Source organism: Xenorhabdus bharatensis (assembly GCF_037996705.1).
Lineage (GTDB): Bacteria > Pseudomonadota > Gammaproteobacteria > Enterobacterales > Enterobacteriaceae > Xenorhabdus > Xenorhabdus bharatensis.
Window position 1 is genome coordinate 1 of record NZ_JBBMXG010000089.1, and the last position, 284, is coordinate 284.

A 284-nucleotide genomic window follows, 5' to 3' on the forward strand; every position below is an offset into this window, starting at 1 on the left:
ACCGTTACTGAATCCGGAGACTGGTCTTGCGGGCCTTACCTATTCGGGAAGGGGAAATTCACGATATCGGCTGAACAGTTTATCAACCATGAACTGCACTCTACGGCACAGGTATCCTATGAAATCCAGCCAGCGCATGGCGCTTCTTCAGTAATCTACTTACATTCTAATCACCATTAAACAAATATTAGGCCTTCTATTTAAGGAGATTTGAACGAAATGAACTACGGCATAGCGCCTCCTGATTGGAGGCGCTTTTTTTCGCCTGCCCAGTCCAAGGCTGA

Annotated in this window: 1 protein-coding gene; it reads left to right on the plus strand. The window is 46.5% G+C overall.

Annotation, left to right across the window (positions count from 1 at the left end):
* Positions 1-180: hypothetical protein (locus AAC855_RS21345; protein WP_340612139.1), on the plus strand; the 180-nt coding region annotated here is incomplete at its 5' end.
* Positions 181-284 lie beyond the last annotated feature (104 nt).